Consider the following 16280-nt stretch of genomic DNA (forward strand, 5'->3'; position numbering starts at 1 on the left):
GGAGGGGTTATACAGGACGTGATGTTTTCCTCTACCCTTGGGTTGCAAGTACTAATGTGTCAGCAAGTTTTATATTCTCCTTTAAATAATTTGGTATAGAAGAATTATCGAGTATTTGTTCAGTTGTCATCCACACGATACTGTCAACTTCATCAGGACTCTTTGCAAAAGCTTCTCCGAGCAGATGATGACAAAGAAATACGATGTCTACTACACTAATACCAGCATCTGTCAAAAAGGAGGAACTATTAACATACCTTAGATTTGAAACCTCCACCCCAACTTCTTCGGCAATTTCCCTTATAAGTGTTCTTTCTAAAATATTTGTTGAGAACCCCTCCTTTTCGACCTTCCCACCAACAAGAGACAATACTCCCCCTGCATGTTCCTCTTTTTCACTACGTTTTATTAACAGCCATTTTTCATTTTTGTATATTGCAGCTTCCACATTAACGATAAACATATTATCGCCTCCTAAAAAAGTATATTATATGTATTTTCTGCATCAGAAGAGTCTTCTCCTTTACCGTAAGTATTTTTCTGCATGGTAGGAGACATTGTAAAAACGATTAAACGGCTTAAGCCCATTAGTTTAAAGGGATTAAGCCGCTCAAAATATTTTTTACTATTTCCTCCGTCACTTGACAAGAAGAAAGTCAATTTTTTTATTTCATTAATTCTTCAACAAAATCAACTGGTACATATGTTTTTGTTGGTTCTAATAAAGCTGGTGCTACTTTAAAATAACGAAGTGCTTTATTATAGCCATATTCTTTTTGATCGCGTGTAATTGTATAAGATAATGCGCCTTTAGAAATAATTGCACCATTTCCTGTTGATTCTACTTTAAAGCCCAACTCTTCGGCAATTAAACGTAGTGGTACCATTTTAGTACCTTCGACCTCATAAAAATCTTTATTAATAATTTCTTGTACTGCAGCTTTAGATGGATCCACTTCACCTGGCTCTTGTGCAATCGTATCTAAAACGACAACTTTTGAAGGTGGTGTTTGTGCTGGGATACTCATTGTTGCAATTGTATAGAACACTAGTAAATGTTGTTCTGCTAAATCCCCTGCCTTTACTTTTTTACCAGACAGGCTAAGTAATTCCGTTTCTTTACCAACATTTAGTTTTAACGTATTATCAGTATTCACTAATTCTTTATTGAAAAAGTCTACTTCTACAGTTCCCATTTCTTTTGTTTCAACAATAATTACCTCTGGGTTATATTGTGGTGGATAAATCATCAGCATTGGCTTATTTGCATACGTGTATGCCGTTACTTTATCACCTTTTTGTAGTTTAACTTCTTTACCAGTATTATCGAAAACTAGTGTATCGTCATTTACGACAAAAACATTCGTATTCTCTTCCTCTTTTACAGTGTAATATGTTGAATCGTCACGTTTTTCAACATTCTCAATTGTTCCAGCTATTTTAATAAAAATAGGTTGAACTTGTGGATTTTGCTCATTATTATCAGTAGCGTTCGTCACAACCGCTTCTCCTTCGTTTGCTGATGCAGTTGGAGCTACTACAGCGCCCCCGATTAATAATGCTGACATGGCAAATGGTACAACTTTCGTCATTTTCATAAAAAAGCATCTCCTTCATTTCACGAATTCATAGTAGTAGTCGGCTATGAAAGAAAAAGGTTACAACATTGCCAACATTTATTCCATTCCGCTAAAAAAGCCGTGATTCTTTTCCGGTAAAGAATCACAGCTTTCTCTTAAACTGGTTGGATGGGTATTTTGTTCGGTTCGCGAGTATTTCCTTGCTTCGCGCACGTTATTGCGTTTAATCGTATTAATTTAAAACATAAATTGAAGTAGATTTAATATACGCTGTAAAAAATAGTCACGCTCATTTTGTTTTTTCCTTATTTTCAAAGCCATATCTGGGAGATCGGTAATGACGCCATTGACATTTTTCCGAATAAAATCGTGTAATGACTGATCTTTATTTAATGTCCAGACAAACAGTTTAATTTTTTGTTGCTTCATCTCTGAAATCAGCTGATCTGTTACCCATGCTTCCTCAAGTGATATAAAATCAACTGTTTCATCCATCGGCCCGATGTTTAATGCATAGACAATCCCTACACGTAAATTCGGCGCCAATTTTTTTAACTGTGACATCATTTGTGGGTCTGATGATTGCACATAATACGTATCGAGCACCTTATAAGCTTTTAGTTTTTCAACTAACTTGGGCAAGACATCTTCTGTTTCTTTACCATGAACTTTCAATTCAATCAGTAAGGAAACATTTAAAGCTTTTGCTATTTCAATAAAATCATCTAAAGATGAAATTTTGTCATTAAAACCATTAGCATGAATCGTTAACGTCTTTAATTCACCGAGTGTCATATTAGATATAACACCATTTTTACCTGTAAGTCTTCTTAATGTTCGATCATGAAAAACAACGAATTGTCCATCTACCGTTTGCTGAATATCGATCTCGATTAAGTCTGCACCTGCACTTGCTGCGCTGACAAGGCCACTGATTGTATTTTCCACATTACCCTCTGTGTAGCCACGATGAGCAATAATTTTTGTATCTGGTGCATAAACACTTTTCTCTAACGAAATAATATTCATCACACTTAATGCGATAAAAACAAACAAAACGATAAATAACAATGGCTTATAGCGCCTTCTTCGAAATTTCGGTGTAAATCTTGTCTTGCTTAAAGGGGTGTAATAAGTAAAAGCCACCATTACTTGTGAAATCATTGCTTGCAGTATACTAAATAACACGACGAAAACCATTTCTAAAAAAGCAATAGTAATCCCCGCTGTGACAAGTGCTGTACTCGGTATCAAACGCTCCAACATATATAATGGCAATGTACTTATAAGTGTAATTCCAAGCATCACAAGTAAAAGAACTGTTACTAGTATAGCTAATAATCCAAGAAGTTTTAACAAGTCCTGCTTTGAAAAACGCCAGCTGTGTATGAATGAACGAAATAGTGATATTTTGGGCTGGATTGTAAAGATCGGCAAAGCCAATATACTACGTATGCCCACTATTACTAAAACAATTACCATAGCAGCATAAAGTAAACGACCTGAACGACTACTCATTATTTCATCTGTCAAAAAGTGCGGAATGGTCATTGCTTGTGTTAACGTCAGTGGAAATATAAATGAAGCTAATGGCAATAAAAGTGCAATATAAATAAATAAAAAAATGACTTGAATACTAAAAAAAGAAAGTACCTTACGGTTGAGCTGTTGCCATATGTGTAGATATCGATATCGAATTCCTCGTTGTTGATAAAAAGCCATTAAAAAAAGAAAGCCCATTTCATAATAAATAAATAGAAAAATAAGCACAATCAAAAAAATAAACATCGAAATGACAAAGGGATGCACCATAAAACTTTGAATATTTTGCTCCGTAATATGTGTGTAGCCCGTTACTCGCAGCATTAGCTTAAATACGATAGCCGTCATAGGAACAATTAATAAAAACTGAAATAACTTAATCAGCGCGAAAACCTGTATATAATCGATGCGATACATATAAATATTGTAGACAGCTTGTCGCATTACTTGTCCCTCTTTATGCATTTACTCACCTCAGTCATACCTATCGTATCCCCTATCTTAAGCATCTTTTCGATTTTTATAAGCTCTTCCTATATGATATGTAAAACCATTTATTTCTAATTATTTTCTGCTCTTGAAATACAATTTTTCCATATAATATGCAAGGAAAAATGATAAGATTTCTGTATTTTTAGTGTCTATAAATATTTTCTTGAAACTTTTTTGTATGTAACTCGGTAAATAATAGAATCGATACAAAATAAGGGGGCTAATAATTATGAGACAAACAATGTTTCATCTTGGTGATATTATTAGTACAACCGTACTTTTTGTCATTTTCCTAGCGATATTTTTCGTGATGATTCATACGATTAAAAGAATGAAAGCGACTGCTCCTTCGCCTCCACAAGAAACACTTCAGCAACAAGTAGATAATTTAACAATACGAGTGACAATACTTGAGCAACAAGTGGAAAATTTATCAGAAAGACGCTAGCTCCTAAAGAATGAAAAAACGCTGTAAAGTTTATTCTTCACAGCGTTTTTCATGTTCTTATAAAATTATTATGTCAATGAATTAAGATGTTATAAAAGACTCTATGGCAAAACACGGGTTGATTTCCGTTACGACTGGGCGCTTTTATCATAAACGATACGGCCATCAACAACCGTATAGGCGACTTTTACTTGTGGAATATTTTCGATAGCTATTGCAAAAAGATCTTCTTCTAAAACAGTGAAGTCTGCTGTATAGCCCTTTTCAATCTTACCTCGAGCATGGTCTTGTGCTATTATTTGTGCAGCTCCTATCGTATAGAGTCTTACTGCCTCAAAGCGTGAAATTTTCTCTTCTGGACCGTAGCCATTATGCGATTCCCCAAAATTCCGCCTTGTTACTGCAGCATATATACCATATAAGGGATTTGGCACTTCAATCGGGGCATCACTGCCGCCTGCAACAACTAATCCACGATCTAGTAGCGATTTTAATGGGTGTAAGCCTTTTGCTCGTTCCTCCCCTAGCCTAGCTAGTTCTGCCTCATACTCTCCCTGCACAAATTGAGGCTGCATATCCACTGCGATAGGCAACGCAGCGAGTTTTTCTAAAATCCCTTCATCGACTAAGCTACAATGAATCACACGATCTAATTGACCTTCACGAGGCGGATGGGCAGCAAATACTTTTAAAATTGTTTCAATGGCTAAATCGCCAATGGCATGCACTGCCACTGTTTGTCCATGTTGACGTGCAAGTTGAACATATTCCACTAGTTGTTCTGTTGTATGTACAAGCAGACCGCAATTGCCTGGTTCATCACAGTACGGTTCACGAAGAGCAGCAGTACGTCCTCCAAAGGCACCATCGATAAAGATCTTCATGGCACCAAACTCTAAATACGGTGAAGATACTTCTTCCATCTTAGCAACTTCCTCAAATACCGTGTGGTGTTGTAATAAATGAACTTTAAACGATCGCTTTGCCTCGATAATCTTTCGAAAAGCATGTATTGGTTGAAGCGGTGGCCCGTAATAGCTTAAATCCTCAGAATGACCACCCACTAAACCATATGATTGCAGCGATATTACCGCCTTTTCGACAGCATCCTCAATATACTCAGACGTAATATGAGGCATATGGTTGACAATCATATACAATGCTGTATCTTTTAAAACCCCTGTTAGCTGTCCATCCACCTTATCAATGACCCCACCCTCTGGAGATCTTGTGTCATTAGTTATTCCCGCAAATGCCAGCGCCTTGGAATTAGCCAAAATTAAATGATGACAGCTGCGCTTAATGATTAAATGTGCTTCCCCTAAGGCATCAAGCTCCGCTAATGTAGGGGAAATAGGATTTTTAAATTGCGTCTCATTAAGCCCAATCGCGATTACCCATTCATTTGCGGGAACTTCTATCATCCGCTCATGAATAATTGCCAGTAGCTCTTCCTTACTTCTGACGTTCGATACATCAATATGCTTTAATTTCTCCCCGTAGCCAATAATATGTAAATGACTATCGACAAAGCCTGGATACATCACATTGCCTTGCAAATGTTGAATAGAAGTAGCATGTGGCGACAAGCTATCTACCGAGCCTGTCGCCACAATTTTTCCTTCTTTTACAAGGACTGCTTCAACTGTTTCGCCAACTTGCGCCATCGTGTAAATTTTTCCACCAGTCCATAACGTTGCCAAACAATCCCTCCTAACCAATACGGAATCGGCTTTAATTTCTTTCAGCGAGTGTTTGGGCCCCGCTGAAAGAAATTAAATGTGCTCGCTCTAAACGACGACGTACTATTACACCAAACCATGCTGCTAGAACAGCTTTCACAATACCTACGACGATAAATGGTGCCGCTCCACCTATAAAAGCAGCTGTCCAAGTTAAATCTCCGACAATTTTTAACCAAGTCGTTCCAAACGCCAATGTCACAACCATTCCAATGATGTTCGCGACAATTGCATGGAAAATTGTAAGCCCAAATGTATCTAAGTATAAGCCCATTAAAATTGCCGTAACAAGGAATCCAACAATATAGCCACCTGTAGGACCAACTAAAATAACTAATCCCCCTGACATACCACTAAATACCGGAAGACTAGCTGCACCAAGTAAAATATAAAGCAGTACTGATAGCGTACCAACTCTTGTCCCTAAAATCGTTACGACTAAGCCTACTGCTAATGTTTGTCCTGTAATTGGAATAAGTGGTAGCGGAATCGTTACTTGTGCAAGAACAGCAATAATCGCTGCACCAAATGCCGCTAACACAAAATTATATGTACTACTCTTTTTCAAACTACATTGCCTCCCTCTGTACGTTAACTCATGTTGTAAATAAGTTAACACAAAGATATAGCAAATAAAAACTGTTGTCAATCTATTTTGAAAAATAGCTAAAAAAAAGAAATTGCTATAGTGAACTAGCAATTTCTCTTCACAAATTACCAAAGCGGATCGTTGGTAGGATCATTTTCTTGCAAATCAAAGACATATGGTGCTAATTGACGATAATAAATAAGAACGCCAACTATAAAGAAAATAATCCCAATCGTAATATTATTAAAAACAAAATGCATAAAAGAAATAAAAGGAACCGGAAATGCTAAAATGCCACCTATTTGCATAGATTTTTTTGTACGATATTGTTTTTTCCCACAATAAGGACATTCGAGTTGTCCATTTTTCCGGTACATTTTTCGTGATTGCTTCTCTGACCAAGTTTCCCCACACTCAATGCACACCGGTAGGCCATATCCTTTCTTGATTAGCACAAGTTTAACGATAGAGGAAACACCTACCAAAAAGCTAAAAAGCAAAATACCTTTTACGAAATCGTTTTGTAAAAATGTCAATATACTCCATGTATCCGCTTCTTGCTGTAAGCTAGCTGCCTGATGACTTCCTGAATTTTTATTGTGTGATAATAAATAACTAAAACCAATGACAAAAATCGTAAACGTTGCTAGTACCACACGATATTGCCATGGACTACTTCTTCTTTGTTTCGTTTTATTATAAGCTTTTTGGGCTATTGCTTGTTTTTTTTCATCTGTAAGCTTTACATCCCGAAGTTCATTTAGCACATCTTCTTTAAATTGATTCATGGCGTAACACCTCCCAATCATAATCACCGATTGCTGTTGCAAGTTGCTTTCTTGCACGTTGTAATCTTGTACGTATTGTTGCTTCTGGACAACATACGAGCTGTGCAATTTCCACTGTCGTCATATCCTCAAAATAATAGAGAATTAGTACTTCCCTATATGCAACAGATAATGTAAACAAAGCTTCTACGAGCTCTCGTTTTGTAGACTTAGCAAGAAATTCCTTTTCAGGCGTGACTGCTGTCGTACGCCCTGTTATTTTTTCAAAGAGTGTCAGTCGTTTACTTTTCCAGCTACGCAAATAATCATGGCTTCGATTGACCGTCATTTTTACTAAATATGTACGTAATGATGATTCTTGACGAAATTGCTCCTGCTTTTGATAAAAGGCGATAAACACATCCTGCACAATGTCCTCAGCTGTTGCCTCATTTTTCACATATAAATAAGCAACCTTTAGTAAGTAATCACCGTGCTCTGCAATAATTTTTTCGATATCCATTTGTTGTCCCACCTTCTTTCTAAACTACTGACGGATGCCACTTCATTTCCGATTCATTTTTTTAAAAAATTTTTTAAAAGAAAAGAATCTGCCAAACTCCAACGACTGTTTGTTGAAATGAAGCAGATCCTTTATGATTAAATCCTTAGCGGATGTTTAGATACCCGCTAAAAGAAGTTAACTATATTTCGCTGAATAGAACGCTTACATTTTAAAATTCGCCAGTACTATGATCGGGCCTGTTTATATACTATTTCCCACATCACTATAATGATTAAAGAACGTAATTTGGTTACGGCCATTGCGCTTGGACGTATACAGTGCTGTGTCCGCATTATGGATCAGCTCTTCGACCGCGGTAATTTGGCCTTGTTTATTTGTACTTACACCAATACTAAATTCTAAATGGACAGTCTCATCATTAATTAGTAAAGACAGAGAATTTAATGTTTGATAAAGATTTTCCGTCATCGTTTGAACAGATTCACCTTCCTGTAATTTGCATAGTACAATAAACTCATCTCCACCAAAACGAGCTACTATCGATTCAAATGCTTGAAAATAGTCCTTTAATGTAGTTGCAATAATCGTTAAAGCATCATCACCAAACAAATGACCATTTGTATCATTGATTTCTTTAAAATGATCTAAGTCAATCATCATTAATGCTAATTGCTGATTATCTACTGAAGCTTTCTCCACCATTTTCTCTGCATTCTGATCAAAATAGCGTCGATTATAAATATTCGTTAATGGATCAATGTAAGAAGTTTTTTCAAAATGTTTTTTCTGGTCATCGTACTCCATCTCAAATAATAAATGAGTATAATTTTCCCTTTGAATTTCTAATAAAATGTCAATATATTCCTTTTGTATCGAGCACAATACAAGTTTATTACCTTGCTTTTCTATTAGCTTCACCAAAGAATTGTAGATCGTTTGAAGCATAGATAAATCATTATTTTTTAAGGCATAGTGCTTCGACTTTTGGTACAAATCAATGGCCTCGCAAATGCGTCCCTGTTTTTCACAAAGTAAAGCATAGGCATTCATAACCTCCAATTGTAGCTTAGAATAAGGTGGTTTCTGTATCGTCACTAACAACTCTTGCAATAATTCAGCTGCTTCATCAAATTCCTCCAAACTAATTTGCGCAACAGCTAAGTTTATTTTTGAATACATAATCCCTGAATATGGATTTTCATGCTTGGTCTCAAAATAATTGGCATAGTATAAGCTCTTTAATGCAAAATCCTTTGCTTCTTGATAGTTCCCTGAAGAGTTTTCTAAGTCGCTCAAATTATTATAAATTTTTCCTATACTATCTATATGTTGAATACGCTCAGCAATCTTTAGTCCCTTAATCATAAACTCTTTAGACTTCTTTATATGGCCAAACGTTCCCCAATAAATAGCTACAATAATATAATGATGAATTAAATCAATATCATCGCCATAGTGAAAGGTTAATTCGCGATACTTCTCAAGTACACTAATGGAAACTTGCAAATCACCTGTTTGGAAATAGCTTGCACAGCTATAGCGTAATAACAGGATTGCTTTTTTATACATACCAAGCTCAATAGCACTTTCAATTGCGGCACTACTTAATTCTATATATTCTATAAAGCGATTTGCATCATACAATTCATTTAGTGTAATCCATAGTTCTTCAAACTCCTGTGTATTCATACCGCCCCTCCTTATATTAACCCCTGCTTCTTTAATACTATCTTTATGTGCATAATATTACAATTCCTCAGACTCATTTATTTGTAAATTAATGAGTAAATTTAACCTTAAAATACCATACAGCAATTCATTTATCCCAAAAAGATAATATATACCCCTATAAAAACGATTCTTTTTATACTTTGAATATTTATGATAGTACAAAAACTATAATTTCCCAACACAGAAAAAACAAGCCCCCTTCTTTAAAGAGACTTGGCAGGTTGCTGCTGTAAGACGCGCTTTTTGACACACTCTTTGCTCTCTTCCATATCCCCAACTACATGCTACTTTCACCAAATCCTTTTGCCATTCATTCATGTCCAAAGCACCCCCCATTCCACTTGCTGTAAATGAAACTTTAAGGCTTCTCGCCCTTTTTAGCCTTGTTTTCACTATGTTTTCTACAATACTTAGAATTTGTGCTATGTCGGCAATCTTCATTTCTTCATTATAAAAGAATGTTAGGCTCTCTATATGTTAATGGAAGCTTTAATATAGCATTGTGCAAAAGGTTTTTATCAAATTTTCGCAGCATGATTATGAAGAACGTGGACAGACAGCTACGTGCTTATTTATCAAGGTTAACGGTAATAAAAGCAAGGCAAGGATTATTTATTTCATAAAAATTCGAATATTCATAGTGACCTTGGGGCATACTCCAATGTTAGGATAAAATTAGGAGGTGCTCACATGCTTATCAAACAATTTGCAACTAAGTATTATTTATCTACTGATACCGTACGTTACTATGAAAAAGAAGGATACCTACATCCACATAAACAGGACAATGGCTATCGAGTGTATGATGTCACTTGTGAACATACTATAAAATTTATTTTAGTATTAAGACAGCTCGGCTTTACATTACAAGAAATTAAACAGCTGCTGACACTAGAGCAAAAGCCACTTCAAATGCCTGCAATCAACAAACAGTACAACTATTCTCAACAAAGATCACCAACATTGAACAGCAGTTATTTTTTTATCACCAGGCACTTCAATCCTTTCAGCTCACTCAAACATTAATGGCTGAAGGAAAATACGCAGAAAATAAGTTGGTCATCGGCTCACTTATCGAGGATATGTATAATAAATTACAAGAAGGGAATGTTCATTATGAAAATACGTAAAATTATCGCATTAGAATATTTAATAGCATTTGTAGTAAGTGTATTTTTTACTGGTATTTTGAATTTTCGTTCCTATATTTTTTCCTGCTTTTATTCCTACCAGATATAACGATGTTAGGCTACATCGTAAACACTAAAATTGGTGCGTTATTTTACAATATTGGCCATAGTTTAGTCATGCCTGCCATTCTCTTGACTATAGGCTTTATCACAGTATCGACCCCGCTGCTAATGGCCACTATCATTTGGCTTGCTCATATATTTTTAGATCGTATGCTAGGCTATGGTTTAAAATATGATGATGCCTTTACTAAAACTCATTTACAACAAATAGCTTAAGTTAGAAGCCGCGATTATATCGATAGGTTGGATAGTTTTATTAGCGATGTTTTGAGTTTTATCAGCGATTCTTGCACTTTTATCAGCGATGTTCGCGGTTCTATCAGCGATTCTTGCGCTTTTATCAGCGATGTTCGCGGTTCTATCAGCGATTCTTGCGCTTTTATCAGCGATGAACGTTTTTATCACCAAGTCTGTTCACTTTATCAGCGTTGATGTTTCCCCTTACAAAAACCAATTTTTCGGAGGGATATTGGGGAATACAAACTGGGAAAGGCATGTTCTTCAAGCTTTTACTTGGCATTGGAGCACCTGCTTTTTTCGTAGTTAGTTGGAGTATGTTTGGTTCACCCAAAGCAACATTTCCATTGAATGGGATTTGGCATTTTATGTTTGAATTTGCGATATTCTCATTAGCCGTTATAGCTCTGTATGCAACTGGACGAACACAATTAGCTATTGTATTTGCCATACTAATAATCATTAATCAGATTTTATTGTCCGTATTTCATCAACGCTAAAAAATCCACGTTTTTTAAAGTGGATTTTTTAGAAGGTATGTGTATATCGTTGTAAGGTTAGCTTTAATACCGTTTACTCCCTTCCACTCCTTATAATCTTTAGGTAGATCAAATTCAGCAATAAAATCTTCTCGTGACAATTTTCGTTGAAGAGCTTCTTTTGCACGTTGAGTCATGAAAGATAAATACTCAATTAATGTATCGCATAAAGTCAAATCAGTAATATTACCATGACCAGGTACAAGTATATTTATATCGATTTGTTTAACTCGCTTTAATATCGTCAAAAATTCTTCAGGATTATAAATCGGTACATGTAAATTTTCAGTCGCTAAATCACCCATAAAAGCTATTTTTTCTTTAGGTAGGTACATAAATGTATCACTCGGTGAATGTCCACCACCTAAACAGTATAATTCCACAGTTCTATCGGATCCGGTGATAGTTAATTTTTCTTCAAACAACAAGGATGGTAGCACAATTTGTAATTGAGATAGGTCATCTAACACTTTCGACATTTCTTGATATTGATTGATTAAGCTCGCTTTTATAATGTTGTCTTCTGTTGAATCGATTTGATTTTTTAACTGAAACAGGTAATGATTCATGTCCAGCTTTTCCTTCTCATAATCTGCAATCTTATTTTTTTCTTTGCACAATTTCTCCGTTACATATGTAGAAACAATCGTTGTATCAGAAAATACTTGATTTCCAAAAACGTGATCCCCGTGATAATGACTGTTAATCAAATACTTTACTTTCTTACCCGTTAAACTTTCAGCTTTGCGCCTTAACTCATCCCCAGCTGAAGGAGTACTTAGCGAATCAAAAACTAGAAGCTCGTCACCTAAATCAATTATTCCTGCATTACTCCAAGCACCCTGACCTGGTTTAGCAACAGCAGCAAACACACCGTCACATAAAGTACGCAAAGTAAAATATTTTGTTTCTACAATCCCCTTTTCCATTTATAACTCCCCTTAGAAGTTTTTACATATTATAACATTCACATTTGAAGATAAATCAAGAAAATCCACTCTTTTTTCAAAGTGGATTTTCTCATTATATTAAATAAGTCGCTTAATCTTCGTTTCATATAACGCAACAATTAGTAAGCCACCGAGTATAGGGGTTAAAGAACTAAAACTAAAATAAAAACCTTCATCATTGTATTGTCCTAAGAAATGAAATTGTAGCCATGGAACGCCATATGTTTCACCTACACCGTATAAAAAAACTGTGCTAAATAAAAACAATGCGAGACATTTTATAAATTCATTTCTTTTCATACCCATTCACCTCACTTAACGATGGTCATTTGTTTTGTATAGGCTACAAGATCTTCAATTGTTCGCTTAGAGTCTACAGTAAACATGCTATATTGATAGCCGTTTTCCTGCCAGCTAATCGAATGGAATTTATTCTCGTCCATTACAGTACCTTTTTGACCTCGAATGTCCATTTCTTTTTCACCTTTAATAGGCTCTACCTTCTTAGCATTACTATTTGCTTTAAAAACTGTTACTGAAATATCTTGCTGACCATTCTTCGCATAACTAAAGGTATACTCTGAACGATCTTCTATCCCTTTATCTAATGAAATTTCTTCCAAAGTTAGTCCGTTTCCTTCTGGTACCATTAAAAATTCGCCAAGCTGTTCTTTCACTGTATCCAGTGTCACTGACTCAGATTCAGGTATACTTATTTCTTCCACTTTTGCATCCTTTGGAATATCAAGTGTAAATTGTGCATCATCAATTTTTGCCTTTTCATCCATTTTCGTATACTCTGTTGTCATTTTATTTCCAGCACTATTTGTTATTGTTTTTAACGTTACCCATGTTTTTTTATCGACCCATACTTCTATATCGCCTATTAAAGTATCATCTTTTTTAGCTTTCGCTACAACTTTATACGTATCTCTTCCAGCAATCTTCTCCTCTTCTGCCATTTTCACATCATGTGTATCCTTTACTGCGTTAAATAGTAATTCTAACTGGTCTCTTTGTGATGGGATTTCATTTACCCCACCTTTATTAATATCTATTTTATGAACAGTGTTTTTCACAACATCATACATAATTACCTGTGAGCCATTGTTGACTGTGATGCTATGCTCACCATTTTCAGCTGTTGTCTCAATACGTCGTTTACCATCTTTAGTCCACTCTTTGACTTGAATTTTTCCACCAGCCTCGCCCATATCCATTGTGTATTCACCGTAATAAGTAAGTGGTTCCTTCGTTTCCTGTAATGCATGATCAATAATTTCCTGTGGTGAGTATGCCCCCTCTGTATTACAACCTACTAAGCTAAATGTTAATGCGGCAACTAAACCTGCTGCACGTAATGATTTTTTCCAATTCATTATGAATTCTCTCCTTTAAATGGTGGCAGCCAGCAAAGTACAGCTGTTCCAAAGCCTTCTTTCGATACAAGCTCTACTGTCCCACCGTGTTTTTCTATTATTTGTTTTGCTATATTTAATCCTAGTCCAGTGCCGCGCTCCCTAGCCTTTGTCCGTGCTGTATCTGCTTGGTACATGGGCTCGAATAGTTTCTCAATATCCTCTTTTTTGACACCTTGCCCGCTATTTTGCACAATGATATACATACCATGCTGCTTATTCAGTGCTGGCGAAACAAAATCAAAGCACCCTATAGGACATTGTCCAGCATTCACGGCTGCTAAACCTATCGTTGTCCCTACTGCTCCATAGCGCCAAGCATTACTCATTAAATTGTCGATCACCCGTTGAAGCTGCTTCGGATGCACTGCATACATACCCGCTATGTCACGAGTAACTTCAAGCTTAAATCCTTGATCTTTGCATAGCTGCTCATAATCAGACAGTGCCATTTCAAAAAACTCGGCACCATCAACTGCAACAAGTTCTAAATGATAGCTTGTCGATTGCAGTAAAGTGTACATTAGTAAATCCTCTAACATATGCTTCATCGTTTCAGACTTTGTTAAAATAATCTGTCGGTACTCGTCTTGCTGTTCTTCTGTTAACGCCTTGCTTTGTAAAGACTCAGCATATGCTTGAATAGCTGTAAGAGGTGTTTTTAAATCATGGGAAATACTTGCAATCATTAACTCCTTCTGGTGTTGTTCAGTTTTCAAGTGAGCACGCGCTGTTTCAATTTCGTCCTGCATGGCAAGAAAGGTTTGAGCAAGTTCCCCAATTTCATCTTTCCTTGCCACTAAATTTGACTCCACATGCTCTCCCTTTGCAAAAGTACGCATTTGCCGCATCAGTTCATGTAACGGGCGATTTAATTTACGGTTAAGTAGCATCATAACTGCAAAATAAATAAGGAGAAATAATACAATAGAGCTAGCTATTACAAGCCAAGAACGTCTTTCTACGCCTTTTACCCAGTCCTTCCTAACTAATTGAATCTCATAAACCCCAAGCAATTCTCCATCTTGATAAACAGGTTCTTTATAAGTAAAGGCATTGTAATTTTGCTTTAGCTCATATAAACCTTTAAAAACTCTATCTTTAGAATCAAACACCAGTTTCAATGGATCTGAGGAATACAAACGTAAGCCTGATTTCGAGTAAAGTGTAATTGAGAGCTGATCATTCGTTAGTGCTTCAATATCTTTTATATCTGCATTTTTTGTATAATACAGGGGATTTTCCAGAACAGATTTCACCTGATTGAGCTCTGTTAATTTTTCGAAATACTCACCAACGTTTTTATCTTGATAATAGGCATTAATCCATACATAAAGGCTATAAGCACCTGTTATTGGTAAAACCATCACGATGAAGAAAGTGATGAGTAACCATGTTTTAATTTTCATAGTAGCTCACCGATAAAGCGATAACCCTTGCCCCATACTGTTTGTATATAATACGGTGATTTTACTGGATCTTTTAGCTTTTCCCGTAGTACCTTTATATGTACTGTTACTGTATGTGTTTCATCTACGCTCGCCTGTTGCCAAATATGTTGATAGAGCTCTTCTTTTGAAAAGGTTTGGCTTGGATTTTTCGCAAGTAGTTTTAACAGAGCAAATTCCTTCTGTGTTAAGGCAAGCTCTTGATCATTAAGGCGCGCTGATTCCTTTTGCCAATCAATTTTTAAACCGTGTGCAAAGGATGTAACATCTTCAGCTATTTCTTTTTTCGTATAACGTTTCCAGCGACGTAAGTGTGAGGCTACACGTGCCTTTAACTCCTCTAAACTAAATGGTTTCGCTATATAGTCGTCGGCGCCCTGCAAACCCTCAACCTTATCTGCCTCTTCCTTACGCGCACTCATCATTAAAATAGGAACATCACTTTCCCAACGAATATTTTGGCAAACCGTAAGACCATCCATCTCAGGTAACATCCAATCGACTAACACTAAATCGAACGTATCCGCTTGAAAATCAGTTAATCCTTCAAGTCCTGTTGTTGCCCAAGTAATTTGGTAACCCTCTTGCTCAAGCGTATCCTTCACAATACGCCCTATCGCCGTATCATCCTCAATCAGTAATAGCTTTTCTCTCATCTGTTTTCCTCCTGAACTAACCTTACTATGTAAAAAGACATTTTTTTTGAACTTTATACTTTCTTTATAATTATCATAGATTTGGTTATCCGTCACTTCTCAATTTTTTTCGTTGATCAGGATGAGCTATCTGACGGCTTCTTTTGAATCCGTCGAGCTGGACTGGCTATCCGCCGCTCTGCTCGGGCCTTTCCGTCGCTTTGACTTTTCTTTCTGTCGCTCTGCTCGGACCTTCCGTCGCTTCGCCTATTCTTTCCATCGTTCTGCTCGGCCTTTTCACCATCTTTATTAACCTTTATAAATCTATATGTATTTTTTATTCAAAATAACGGATTTTGTTCATTTCATTTTAGGACATTCTA

At 36.2% G+C, this 16280-nt stretch carries 18 protein-coding genes; 4 read left to right on the plus strand and 14 right to left on the minus strand.

Annotated elements, in window-relative coordinates; genetic code table 11:
* Positions 1-31 precede the first annotated feature (31 nt).
* The 3 genes from C7Y47_RS05250 to C7Y47_RS05260 form a co-directional block, all read right to left on the minus strand.
* Entirely contained in the window at positions 32-463 is a 432-nt protein-coding gene (locus C7Y47_RS05250; RefSeq protein WP_142507796.1) for an NUDIX hydrolase, read from the minus strand.
* 202 nt (positions 464-665) lie between these two features.
* Entirely contained in the window at positions 666-1598 is a 933-nt protein-coding gene (locus C7Y47_RS05255) for a stalk domain-containing protein (protein WP_142507797.1), read from the minus strand.
* A gap of 219 nt (positions 1599-1817) precedes the next feature.
* Complete coding sequence (locus C7Y47_RS05260; protein ID WP_142507798.1) at positions 1818-3587, minus strand: glycerophosphoryl diester phosphodiesterase membrane domain-containing protein; 1770 nt, start codon at positions 3585-3587, stop codon at positions 1818-1820.
* A gap of 256 nt (positions 3588-3843) precedes the next feature.
* On the opposite strand from C7Y47_RS05260, the gene C7Y47_RS05265 reads away from it, so the two are divergent.
* Complete coding sequence (locus tag C7Y47_RS05265; protein ID WP_255505015.1) at positions 3844-4062, plus strand: hypothetical protein; 219 nt, start codon at positions 3844-3846, stop codon at positions 4060-4062.
* A gap of 128 nt (positions 4063-4190) precedes the next feature.
* On the opposite strand, the gene C7Y47_RS05270 is transcribed toward C7Y47_RS05265, so the two are convergent.
* From C7Y47_RS05270 to C7Y47_RS24830, 6 genes are all read right to left on the minus strand, one after another.
* The gene (locus tag C7Y47_RS05270; RefSeq protein ID WP_142507799.1) at positions 4191-5765 is read right to left on the minus strand and encodes an amidohydrolase; all 1575 of its coding nucleotides are present in this window, start codon (positions 5763-5765) and stop codon (positions 4191-4193) included.
* A 31-nt stretch (positions 5766-5796) separates the two neighbouring features.
* Complete coding sequence (locus C7Y47_RS05275) at positions 5797-6372, minus strand: biotin transporter BioY (RefSeq protein ID WP_142507800.1); 576 nt, start codon at positions 6370-6372, stop codon at positions 5797-5799.
* Positions 6373-6518: 146 nt separating this feature from the next.
* Positions 6519-7181 carry a TIGR04104 family putative zinc finger protein gene (locus tag C7Y47_RS05280; RefSeq protein ID WP_142507801.1) on the minus strand — a complete coding sequence of 221 codons (663 nt, stop codon included), beginning with the start codon at positions 7179-7181 and terminating at the stop codon, positions 6519-6521.
* Entirely contained in the window at positions 7168-7683 is a 516-nt protein-coding gene (locus C7Y47_RS05285) for a sigma-70 family RNA polymerase sigma factor (protein WP_049666144.1), read from the minus strand. The genes C7Y47_RS05280 and C7Y47_RS05285 overlap by 14 nt, the downstream gene beginning before the upstream one ends.
* 243 nt (positions 7684-7926) lie before the next feature.
* The gene (locus C7Y47_RS05290) at positions 7927-9375 is read right to left on the minus strand and encodes a GGDEF domain-containing protein (RefSeq protein WP_142507802.1); all 1449 of its coding nucleotides are present in this window, start codon (positions 9373-9375) and stop codon (positions 7927-7929) included.
* 207 nt (positions 9376-9582) lie between these two features.
* Positions 9583-9735, minus strand: a complete 153-nt coding sequence (locus C7Y47_RS24830; protein WP_185903403.1) for a hypothetical protein — start codon at positions 9733-9735, stop codon at positions 9583-9585.
* Between the two features lie 372 nt (positions 9736-10107).
* Between C7Y47_RS24830 and C7Y47_RS05295 the strand changes: the two genes are divergently transcribed.
* From C7Y47_RS05295 to C7Y47_RS26060, 3 genes are all read left to right on the plus strand, one after another.
* A complete protein-coding gene (locus C7Y47_RS05295; protein WP_255505016.1) occupies positions 10108-10443 on the plus strand; it encodes a MerR family transcriptional regulator in 336 nt (111 codons plus the stop codon).
* 188 nt (positions 10444-10631) lie between these two features.
* Positions 10632-10886, plus strand: coding sequence for a DUF4260 family protein (locus C7Y47_RS05300; RefSeq protein WP_255505032.1), 255 nt, complete (start codon positions 10632-10634; stop codon positions 10884-10886).
* Between the two features lie 215 nt (positions 10887-11101).
* Entirely contained in the window at positions 11102-11407 is a 306-nt protein-coding gene (locus C7Y47_RS26060; protein WP_142507803.1) for a YrdB family protein, read from the plus strand.
* Positions 11408-11421: 14 nt separating this feature from the next.
* Here the strand turns inward: C7Y47_RS26060 and C7Y47_RS05310 are convergent, their stop codons facing one another.
* The 5 genes from C7Y47_RS05310 to C7Y47_RS05330 form a co-directional block, all read right to left on the minus strand.
* Positions 11422-12375, minus strand: coding sequence for an MBL fold metallo-hydrolase (locus C7Y47_RS05310; RefSeq protein WP_142507804.1), 954 nt, complete (start codon positions 12373-12375; stop codon positions 11422-11424).
* Positions 12376-12474: 99 nt separating this feature from the next.
* Entirely contained in the window at positions 12475-12696 is a 222-nt protein-coding gene (locus C7Y47_RS05315; RefSeq protein WP_132362857.1) for a hypothetical protein, read from the minus strand.
* 11 nt (positions 12697-12707) lie between these two features.
* The gene (locus C7Y47_RS05320; protein ID WP_142507805.1) at positions 12708-13775 is read right to left on the minus strand and encodes a LolA family protein; all 1068 of its coding nucleotides are present in this window, start codon (positions 13773-13775) and stop codon (positions 12708-12710) included.
* A complete protein-coding gene (locus C7Y47_RS05325) occupies positions 13775-15223 on the minus strand; it encodes a HAMP domain-containing sensor histidine kinase (RefSeq protein WP_142507806.1) in 1449 nt (482 codons plus the stop codon). Before C7Y47_RS05325 ends, C7Y47_RS05320 begins: the two co-directional genes overlap by 1 nt.
* Positions 15220-15918 (minus strand): response regulator transcription factor, encoded by a 699-nt coding sequence (locus C7Y47_RS05330; RefSeq protein ID WP_142507807.1) that lies wholly within the window; start codon positions 15916-15918, stop codon positions 15220-15222. Before C7Y47_RS05330 ends, C7Y47_RS05325 begins: the two co-directional genes overlap by 4 nt.
* Between the last annotated feature and the right edge of the window lie 362 nt (positions 15919-16280).

The organism is Lysinibacillus sphaericus (assembly GCF_006864135.1).
GTDB lineage: Bacteria > Bacillota > Bacilli > Bacillales_A > Planococcaceae > Lysinibacillus.

Bases quoted from the DNA above. Each gene is read 5' to 3' on its own strand.
- C7Y47_RS05255 (WP_142507797.1), bottom strand. From the start codon at position 1,598: ATGAAAATGACGAAAGTTGTACCATTTGCCATGTCAGCATTATTAATC.
- C7Y47_RS05295 (WP_255505016.1), top strand. From the start codon at position 10,108: ATGCTTATCAAACAATTTGCAACTAAGTATTATTTATCTACTGATACC.
- C7Y47_RS05315 (WP_132362857.1), bottom strand. From the start codon at position 12,696: ATGAAAAGAAATGAATTTATAAAATGTCTCGCATTGTTTTTATTTAGC.
- C7Y47_RS26060 (WP_142507803.1), top strand. From the start codon at position 11,102: ATGTTTCCCCTTACAAAAACCAATTTTTCGGAGGGATATTGGGGAATA.
- C7Y47_RS24830 (WP_185903403.1), bottom strand. From the start codon at position 9,735: ATGAATGAATGGCAAAAGGATTTGGTGAAAGTAGCATGTAGTTGGGGA.
- C7Y47_RS05265 (WP_255505015.1), top strand. From the start codon at position 3,844: ATGAGACAAACAATGTTTCATCTTGGTGATATTATTAGTACAACCGTA.
- C7Y47_RS05325 (WP_142507806.1), bottom strand. From the start codon at position 15,223: ATGAAAATTAAAACATGGTTACTCATCACTTTCTTCATCGTGATGGTT.
- C7Y47_RS05280 (WP_142507801.1), bottom strand. From the start codon at position 7,181: ATGAATCAATTTAAAGAAGATGTGCTAAATGAACTTCGGGATGTAAAG.
- C7Y47_RS05310 (WP_142507804.1), bottom strand. From the start codon at position 12,375: ATGGAAAAGGGGATTGTAGAAACAAAATATTTTACTTTGCGTACTTTA.
- C7Y47_RS05290 (WP_142507802.1), bottom strand. From the start codon at position 9,375: ATGAATACACAGGAGTTTGAAGAACTATGGATTACACTAAATGAATTG.
- C7Y47_RS05285 (WP_049666144.1), bottom strand. From the start codon at position 7,683: ATGGATATCGAAAAAATTATTGCAGAGCACGGTGATTACTTACTAAAG.
- C7Y47_RS05320 (WP_142507805.1), bottom strand. From the start codon at position 13,775: ATGAATTGGAAAAAATCATTACGTGCAGCAGGTTTAGTTGCCGCATTA.
- C7Y47_RS05330 (WP_142507807.1), bottom strand. From the start codon at position 15,918: ATGAGAGAAAAGCTATTACTGATTGAGGATGATACGGCGATAGGGCGT.
- C7Y47_RS05260 (WP_142507798.1), bottom strand. From the start codon at position 3,587: ATGCATAAAGAGGGACAAGTAATGCGACAAGCTGTCTACAATATTTAT.
- C7Y47_RS05250 (WP_142507796.1), bottom strand. From the start codon at position 463: ATGTTTATCGTTAATGTGGAAGCTGCAATATACAAAAATGAAAAATGG.